General features: G+C 67.4%; 10 protein-coding genes. 8 read left to right on the top strand and 2 right to left on the bottom strand.

Features of this window, described 5'->3' with window-relative positions:
• The 3 genes from AC1D0P_RS18335 to AC1D0P_RS18325 form a co-directional block, all read left to right on the top strand.
• On the top strand, positions 1 to 1,369 hold a 1,369-nt coding region (locus tag AC1D0P_RS18335), incomplete at its 5' end, for an ABC transporter permease (protein ID WP_477678061.1).
• A 164-nt stretch (positions 1,370 to 1,533) separates the two neighbouring features.
• A complete protein-coding gene (locus AC1D0P_RS18330; RefSeq protein ID WP_477678060.1) occupies positions 1,534 to 2,004 on the top strand; it encodes a hypothetical protein in 471 nt (156 codons plus the stop codon).
• Positions 2,005 to 2,191: 187 nt separating this feature from the next.
• The gene (locus tag AC1D0P_RS18325; protein ID WP_477654260.1) at positions 2,192 to 2,422 is read left to right on the top strand and encodes a hypothetical protein; all 231 of its coding nucleotides are present in this window, start codon (positions 2,192 to 2,194) and stop codon (positions 2,420 to 2,422) included.
• Between the two features lie 23 nt (positions 2,423 to 2,445).
• Here AC1D0P_RS18325 and AC1D0P_RS18320 read toward each other — a convergent pair whose 3' ends face one another.
• Positions 2,446 to 3,357, bottom strand: coding sequence for a LysR family transcriptional regulator (locus AC1D0P_RS18320; protein ID WP_477678059.1), 912 nt, complete (start codon positions 3,355 to 3,357; stop codon positions 2,446 to 2,448).
• Positions 3,358 to 3,437: 80 nt separating this feature from the next.
• Here AC1D0P_RS18320 and AC1D0P_RS18315 point away from each other — a divergent pair, with 80 nt between their 5' ends.
• Both AC1D0P_RS18315 and AC1D0P_RS18310 read left to right on the top strand, forming a co-directional pair.
• Positions 3,438 to 3,860: a DoxX family protein gene (locus AC1D0P_RS18315; protein ID WP_477678058.1), complete on the top strand. Its 423-nt coding sequence runs from the start codon at positions 3,438 to 3,440 to the stop codon at positions 3,858 to 3,860.
• 13 nt (positions 3,861 to 3,873) lie between these two features.
• The gene (locus AC1D0P_RS18310; protein WP_477678057.1) at positions 3,874 to 4,560 is read left to right on the top strand and encodes a glutathione S-transferase family protein; all 687 of its coding nucleotides are present in this window, start codon (positions 3,874 to 3,876) and stop codon (positions 4,558 to 4,560) included.
• Between the two features lie 4 nt (positions 4,561 to 4,564).
• Here AC1D0P_RS18310 and AC1D0P_RS18305 read toward each other — a convergent pair whose 3' ends face one another.
• Positions 4,565 to 5,458, bottom strand: coding sequence for a LysR family transcriptional regulator (locus AC1D0P_RS18305; RefSeq protein ID WP_477678056.1), 894 nt, complete (start codon positions 5,456 to 5,458; stop codon positions 4,565 to 4,567).
• Between the two features lie 147 nt (positions 5,459 to 5,605).
• On the opposite strand from AC1D0P_RS18305, the gene AC1D0P_RS18300 reads away from it, so the two are divergent.
• The 3 genes from AC1D0P_RS18300 to AC1D0P_RS18290 all read left to right on the top strand — a co-directional run.
• The gene (locus tag AC1D0P_RS18300; RefSeq protein ID WP_477678055.1) at positions 5,606 to 5,866 is read left to right on the top strand and encodes a DUF1127 domain-containing protein; all 261 of its coding nucleotides are present in this window, start codon (positions 5,606 to 5,608) and stop codon (positions 5,864 to 5,866) included.
• 42 nt (positions 5,867 to 5,908) lie between these two features.
• The gene (locus tag AC1D0P_RS18295) at positions 5,909 to 6,991 is read left to right on the top strand and encodes a PLP-dependent cysteine synthase family protein (protein WP_477678054.1); all 1,083 of its coding nucleotides are present in this window, start codon (positions 5,909 to 5,911) and stop codon (positions 6,989 to 6,991) included.
• Positions 6,992 to 6,998: 7 nt separating this feature from the next.
• Positions 6,999 to 7,541: lipocalin-like domain-containing protein (locus AC1D0P_RS18290; RefSeq protein ID WP_477678053.1), on the top strand; the 543-nt coding region annotated here is incomplete at its 3' end.

Raw genomic sequence — 7,541 nt, 5'->3', positions numbered from 1 at the left:
GGGCCACTGGCTCAGCATCGCCCTGGTCGCGGCGGGCGGCCTGCTCGCGCTGGTCCCGCCGCTGTTCGGCATTCCGCTGGCGGCCTATGTGTCCGTGGGCTTGCTGCTGGTGGGCGGCATCACGGCCCTGCCCTGGTTGATCGCGCTGCTCTACGACAGGCTCAGCCCGCATGTCACCGACCGCCTCCTGCCGCTGCTGGCGGTGGAGCGCGCGCGCCGCGTGCGCGAAAGCGCGGCCGTGGCCGTGAGCGGGGTGGTGGCGTCGTTAAGTTTGGCGGTGGCGCTGACGGTGATGGTGGCGAGCTTTCGCGAATCGGTCACGCGCTGGCTGGACGTGGTGCTGCCGGCCGATCTTTATGTGCGCACGGCGCTGGGCACTTCGGCCAGCGACACCGCGTATTTCTCGCCGGAGTTCGTGCAGGCGCTGGCCGGCCTGCCCGGTGTGGCGCGTGTGGGCGCGGCGCGCACCGTGCAGCTGCTGCTGGACCCGGCCAGGCCGGCCGTCACGCTGGTCGCGCGGCCGCTGGACGACCCGGCCACCGCGCTACCCCTTGTGGGCCGGCTGCTGCCGGTGCCACCCGGGCATGTCGGCATCTACGTGAGCGAGCCCATGGTGGACCTGTATGGCGCGCGCCCAGGCGGCGTCTTTCAGCCGCTCTCGCAGTCATTGCAGGCCGGCGCCGGCACGGCTGAGGCGGCACCGCCGTTTTACGTGGCGGGCGTCTGGCGCGACTACGCGCGCCAGTTCGGCGCGATCGCGATGGACAGGCGGGACTTCGAACGCCTGACCGGCGACCGGCGCGCCAACGACCTGGCGCTGTGGCTGGACGGCAGTGCGGCCGACGCCCTGGTGCAACAGTCGGTGCGCGCGCTGGCCGAACGGCAGTCGGGCGCGGGCGCGATGCTGGAGCTGGCTTCGGTCAGCGAACTGCGCGCGACCTCGCTGAAAATCTTCGACCGCAGCTTTGCGGTCACCTACTGGCTGCAAGGTGTGGCGATCGCCATCGGCCTCTTCGGTGTGGCGGCCAGTTTCAGCGCGCAGGTGCTGGCGCGCCGCAAGGAGTTCGGCCTGCTGGCCCATCTGGGCCTGACGCGGCGGCAGATCCTGGCCGTGGTGGCCGGCGAAGGCGCGGCCTGGACGCTGACAGGCGCGCTGGCCGGCCTGGCGCTGGGGCTGGCGGTGTCCACCGTGCTGGTCTACGTGGTGAACCCGCAAAGCTTTCACTGGACCATGGACCTGATGCTGCCCTGGCTGCGCCTGGGCCTGCTGTGCGCGGCCGTGGTGGTGGCCGGTACGCTGACCGCCTGGCTGGCCGGGCGCGCCGCGGCCGGCAAGGATGCGGTGCTGGCGGTCAAGGAAGACTGGTAGCCGCACCCTATGCGTGCCCGCATTAGAGGCTGGCTGGGTACACACTCCCCCGCCGTCCTACAGCGGGCAAGGCCTGTCTCCCACGCCACCCGGCCGCCCCGCGCCGCACACTGGCTCCCATGAGCTCGCCTCTTCTTTTATCCCTTCACGCATGGGAGCACGCGATGACCACCCCCACAACCGTCAATTCCCCGCCCCACGCCACTGCCCGCCCCGGCGTGGCCGGCCCCTTGCCGCCCCCTCCGCGCGCCGCCACACGGCTGGCCCACGGCCTGCTGGCCACCCGAAATGAGGACGGCAGCGTGACGCTGTCGCTCGAGCAGCCGCTGACCCTGCAAGCCGAGGAACTCGAAGACCTGGTCACCGACATGGCCGGCCTGCGCGCCGAACTGGATCCGCCCTACCCGCTGGACTGCCCGCCGCTGTGCGCGCTGGAGCCCTGCTACACGCCGCGCCACTGGGTCGCCTGCGACCCGCTGACCGGCAAGATCCTGCTGTTCCTGCGCCACCACCTTTTCGGCTGGCTGGGCATCGTGCAGACGCCCGAGGCCGCGCTGGAGATGCTCAAGTCGGTGGCTGTCGAAATGAAGAAGCTGGAACTGTCGGAGCGCGCCCCGAGCCAGGGTTTGCACTGAACACCAAACGACCGTCAGAACCAAAGTTTTAGTTTTTTCCAATGCCCGCGCCTTCCTGTGAAGGCGCTTTCTTTTGCTTACTCAAAGTCACGCTTTTGACCCGCAATTGTCATCACAGCACCCTTTTGYGCTCCTACCATGGAGGCACCACCCAAGAAATCGAAATCACTTCATAGAGGTCTTCACCATGGCATCCGTCAAAGCACCGCCACATGACTACCGCATTGAAAACGTCGACCCGGCCAAGGGCAGCCTGTTGCCGCCCAGCAGTTCCAACCATGTTTTTGCGGACTACTCCCTGGCGGTCGCCGTCGCCGTCAAGAGCGTCGCCGACCCCACCCGACAGGAAGTGCGCGTGGTCCACATCCCCAGCGGCGAAGTCGTCTTCAGGACGTCCGGCGCGGGCCGTTCGTTTTGAGTTTTTTGAAATTGCCGAACAGGTCAGGCCAGGCGCACGCTGGCCGCGAAATGATCGTAGACCACCGCAATGCGGCGCAGGTGGCGCGATTCGGCGTGCGCCAGCAGCCACAGGTCTGACTCGCAGCCCTCCAGCGTCTCGCCCAGCGGCACCAGCAACGGCTCGCCGGCCAGCATGAACACGGGCACGATGCCCACCCCCAGCCCCGCCTTGATCGCATCCATCACCGCCACGATGCCGTCGGCGTAATGGCGCGGCGTGAGCTTGGGCAGCTGCTTGCGCCGCCACAGCACCGAGGGATGTTCAGGCAGCGACTCATCGGGCGCTRTCCAGTCAAACCCGGCGAGCACATCCGGCGCCGGCGGCTTCTTCGCCGATGACAGGGCCCTGGCCTGTGCTTTCAGGCCGCACAGCACAAAACGCACCGTGCCCAACTTGCGCCCCACCAGATGGTCGGGCGGCTTGCGCGTGGCGCGCAAGGCCAGGTCGGCATCGCGCCGGCTCAGGCTGGCCAGTTCGTTGCCGGTTCGCAGGTCCAGTTGCAGCAAGGGGTGCTGCGCCAGCAGCGGCTTGAGCGAGGGCAGCACCAGGCCGCGCAGCACGGCATCGGTGGTGGTGAGGCGCACCCGGCCGGCCACGCCTTCATGCGGCCGCTGCGCGCTGGCGCGCGCGGCTTCCAGCTCGGCCTCTATGCGCTCGGCGTGCTGCACCAGGCCCAGCATGGGCTCGGTCGGCAGGTAGCCGAGGCGGGAGCGTTCAAACAGGCGCTGGCCCAGGCTTTTCTCGATGCGCTGCACCGAGCGGAACACCGTGGAAGCATCGGCGCCCAGCCGCCGCGCGGCTTCGGCCAGCGTGGCGCCGCGCACCAGCGCCAGCAGGGTTTGCAGGTCGTAGGCGCTGAGCGCGTATTGCGATTTTGCAATAGACGTTTTCATGATCGCCAATTTACATTGCTTTTATGCAATCGTAAAGTGGCGACTCCCTCAACTCCAGCCCTTGACCGGGCATTGCCACCATGACAACCACCGCCTCCCAAAACCTCGCCGCCGGCCACGGGGCCGCCCTGCTGCGCATTGCACTGGGCACCATGTGGATTACCCACGCGCTGCTGAAAATTTTTGTCTTCACGCTGCCCGGCACGGCGCAGTTCTTCGAGTCGGTCGGCCTGCCCGGCTTCATGGCCTATGTAGTGGTCGCGGCCGAGCTGGCCGGCGGCGCCGCCTTGCTGCTGGGTTTTTACGGCCGCCAGGCCTCGCTGCTGCTGGCGCCTGTGCTGGCGGTGGTCGTCTGGGTGCACTGGCCCAACGGCTGGGTGTTCACCAGCCCCAAGGGCGGCTGGGAATACCCGCTCTTCCTGCTCGTGGCCTCGCTGGCCCAGTGGCTGCTCGGCGACGGCGCCTGGGCCGCGCGCCGCAGCCAGTGGCTGGTGCTCCGTTAAACACGCAGGGAGCATGACCATGACACTGACCCTCATCAGCCACAGCTTATGCCCCTACGTCCAGCGCGCGGCCATCGTCCTCGCAGAAAAAGGCGTGGCCTTTGAGCGCCGCGACGTGGACCTCGCCAACAAACCGGACTGGTTCAAGGCCGTGTCACCGCTGGGCAAGACACCGGTGCTGCTGGTCGACGATGACGCGATTTTTGAGTCGGCCGTGATCTGCGAATACCTGGACGACACGCTGCTGCCGCGCCTGCATCCAGGCGACGCCCTCCAGCGTGCACGGCACCGGGCGTGGATGGAGTTCGGTTCCAGCGTGCTGAACACCATAGGCGCTTTTTACAACGCTCCCGATGCCGCTGCGCTGCAAAGCCGCCGTGAAGAACTGGCCGGCAAGTTCGCGCAGCTGGAGGCCGTGCTGCCGGCGCAGGGACCGTATTTTTCAGGCGAAGCCTTCAGCTTCGTCGACGCGGTCTTCGGCCCGGTGTTTCGCTATTTCGATGTCTTTGAAGCACTCGGTGAATGCGGATTTTTTGACGCAGCGCCCAAAGTGCTGGCCTGGCGTGCCGCGCTGGCGCAGCGGCCTTCGGTGCGGCAGGCCGTGCGCGGCGACTATGCGGCCGAGCTCACGCGCTTTCTGCGACGGCGCGGCTCTGAGCTCTCGCGGCGCACGGACGGCATCGCCGTCACGGTGCTCTGAAAAACTAGGCCTGGCGGAAATTCGCCAGGATCTTGAGCAGGTTGCGTGTGGCGCCGTCCAGCGCTTCCGGCGGCCGGTGCACCATGGCCGTGTGGCGTACCAGCGCCGGCTTGAGCGGCAGCAATTGCACGTCATGCCGCACATGGGACTCCTCCTGCGACTCCTCCCGGGGCAGCACGGCGGCGCCGTAGCCGGCCGCAACCAGGCTCTTGATGGCCTCGGAGTAGTTGAGCTCGATGCGCGCGCGCGGCGTGAAGCCCGCATCGGCAAACCAGGCCATGGTCATGCGGTACATGTGAGTAGGCGTCTCGTTGAAGATCAACGGTTTGCCGGCCAGCCAGGCCGGCGTGGCGTGTTTGGGCGCCTTCCAGCGCCTGGGCACAAAAGCCATCATCGGGTCGCTGCGCCAGTGCGTGATCACCATGCCGCGCTGCGCGGGCGGCGGCGTGGCGACCAGGCCCACGTCCAGCGTGCCCTGCAGCAACCGCTCCAGGGTGTCGGCCGAGCCCAGGATGCTGACCTCGACATCGATGTCGGGATGGGCCAACTCCATGGCCTTGAGCACCTGCGGCAAAAAATACACCAGCACGCCGGTCGTGCTGCCCAGGCGCACGCGGCCGGCGCGGCCTTCGACGTGGCGCTTGACCGCATCGACCGCATCGTCGGCGTCGCGCAGCAGGCGGCGCGCCCGCTCGACCAGCACCGCGCCCGCCGGTGTGGGCTCCACCTTGCGGCCGCCGCGCACCACCAGCGGCGTGCCGAGCCGGCTTTCGAGTTCGCTCACGTGAAGGCTGACGGTGGGCTGTGCCAGGTGCAGGCCCTGCGCCGCGGCCGAGAAAGTGCCGAGGTCGGTGATGGCCACCAGGGTGCGCAGCTGGTCAAGGTWCAATTCACGCATGGAAGATGCTTCATAACGTTCGCAACATATCTCATCAGGAATACTGATAGTTTTAATCAGAAAACTCAACTTCCACAATACCAGAATAAATTGCACCATGGGCGCCTGGCTTCATTCACACCGTCATCACCCCACCAGGAGCACCCCATGCCTTCCGCCGCCATACCCACCGTCACACCGGCCTTCAGCCTCACCGCCGGCCTGCACCGCCTCGCGGGCCAGGCGGCGGCGCTGTGCAGGGTCGGTGGCGCCTGGTTCAAGCGCGGCGGCACATTGGCGCCCACCCGCCTGCAACGGGATGAACTGCAGGCCATGAGCACCCATGAGCTGAGCGACCTGGGCATAGGCCGCAGCGAGATTCCGGCGCTGTTCGGCGAGCCTTCGTCCTGGCAATCCAGCCGGTATTAAAGGCCGGCCACCCGGGCCCCGCTTGCTGCGAGAATCGGGGCCATGACCGCCCTTCAATCCTCCAGCAGCCCCTGGCTCAGCGCCGCCATCGTCCGCATCGAGGCCGACTACCAGCGCAGCGCCGACACCCACCTGATCCCTTTSCCGCTGCCGGAGTTCGCCGCGCGCGGCATCGACTTTTATCTCAAGGATGAATCGACGCATCCCACCGGCAGCCTCAAGCACCGGCTGGCGCGTTCGCTGTTCCTGTATGCGCTGTGCAACGGCCTGATCCATGAAGGCTCGACCATCGTCGAAGCCTCCAGCGGCTCCACGGCGGTCAGCGAGGCTTATTTCGCGCGGTTGCTGGGCCTGCCCTTTATCGCAGTGATGCCGCGCAGCACCTCGCCCGAAAAAGTCGCGCAGATCGAGTTTTACGGCGGGCGCTGCCACTGGGTGGACAGCGCCGCGCAGGTCTACGACGAAGCCCGCAAGCTGGCCCAGGAAACCGGCGGCCATTACATGGACCAGTTCACCTATGCCGAACGCGCCACCGACTGGCGCGGCAACAACAACATCGCCGAAAGCATGTTCAACCAGATGGCGCGCGAGCGGCATCCCGTGCCGCGCTGGATCGTGGTCGGCGCGGGCACGGGCGGCACCAGCGCCACCATAGGCCGCTATGTGCGCTACCAGCGCCACGACAGCCGGCTCTGCGTGGCCGATCCGGTCGGGTCGGTCTTTACCGCCTACCACCGCAGCGGCGATGCCAGCCTGACCGGCGCGGGCTCGCGTATCGAGGGCATAGGCCGGCCGCGCGTGGAGGCCAGCTTTATCCGCACGGTGATAGACCGCATGGTGGAAGTGGCCGACGTGGATTCCATGGCCGCCATGCAGGCGCTGTCGCAATTGCTGGGCCGCCGGGTCGGGCCGTCGACCGGCACCAACCTGGTGGGCATGCTGGCGCTGGCGCACGAGATGTTGGCGCGCGGCGAGCAAGGTTCTATCCTGTCGCTGCTGTGCGATTCCGGCGAGCGCTACCTGCCGACCTACTACAACGACCAATGGGTGGCCGAGAAAATGGGCGACTGCACGGCTGCCCAGGCGCGCATCTCCGAGCTGATGCGGCCCGCGCCTGCTGCCTGAGCAAGCCATGCCTGCGCTACCGTCCACACGCGCCTTGCCCCTCCTGCTGCCCAGGCGGGGCATGCTGCTGGCCGGCGCCGCACTGGCCGGCTGGGGCGCCGCCGCTGGCCCGGCGCAGGCTCTGCCCGCCAAAGCATTGGGGTTCCCGCGTGACCGCGGCGCCCATCCCGCATTTCGCACGGAGTGGTGGTACATCACGGGCCAGGCCAGCGTTGAAGCGGGCCAGCGCATGTTCGGCTTCCAGCTCACCTTCTTCCGCTCGCGCGTGGATGCCACCCAGGGCATGGCCTCGAAATTCGCCGCCAAACAACTGGTCTTCGCCCACGCGGCCCTCACCGACGTGCAGGGCAAAAAACTCTGGCACGACCAGCGCATCGCGCGCGATGGTTTTGGCGTGGCAGCAGCTAGCGAAGGCGACATGGACCTCAAGCTGCGCGACTGGTCGCTCAAAGCCGAGGGCGGTAAATACCTCGCAGAACTGCCGTCCACCGACTTCGGGCTCAAGCTCGCATTTGAAGAAACGCAGGAAGTGCTGCTGCAGGGCAAGCAG

Source organism: Polaromonas sp. P1_G2 (assembly GCF_056405515.1).
This window is presented reverse-complemented; position numbering and strand designations above follow the sequence as displayed.

What these genes read in the sequence shown, in the direction of transcription:
- AC1D0P_RS18330 (WP_477678060.1), top strand. Translation starts at nt 1,534, where the DNA reads ATGACCACCCCCACAACCGTCAATTCCCCGCCCCACGCCACTGCCCGC.
- AC1D0P_RS18315 (WP_477678058.1), top strand. Translation starts at nt 3,438, where the DNA reads ATGACAACCACCGCCTCCCAAAACCTCGCCGCCGGCCACGGGGCCGCC.
- AC1D0P_RS18300 (WP_477678055.1), top strand. Translation starts at nt 5,606, where the DNA reads ATGCCTTCCGCCGCCATACCCACCGTCACACCGGCCTTCAGCCTCACC.
- AC1D0P_RS18310 (WP_477678057.1), top strand. Translation starts at nt 3,874, where the DNA reads ATGACCATGACACTGACCCTCATCAGCCACAGCTTATGCCCCTACGTC.
- AC1D0P_RS18325 (WP_477654260.1), top strand. Translation starts at nt 2,192, where the DNA reads ATGGCATCCGTCAAAGCACCGCCACATGACTACCGCATTGAAAACGTC.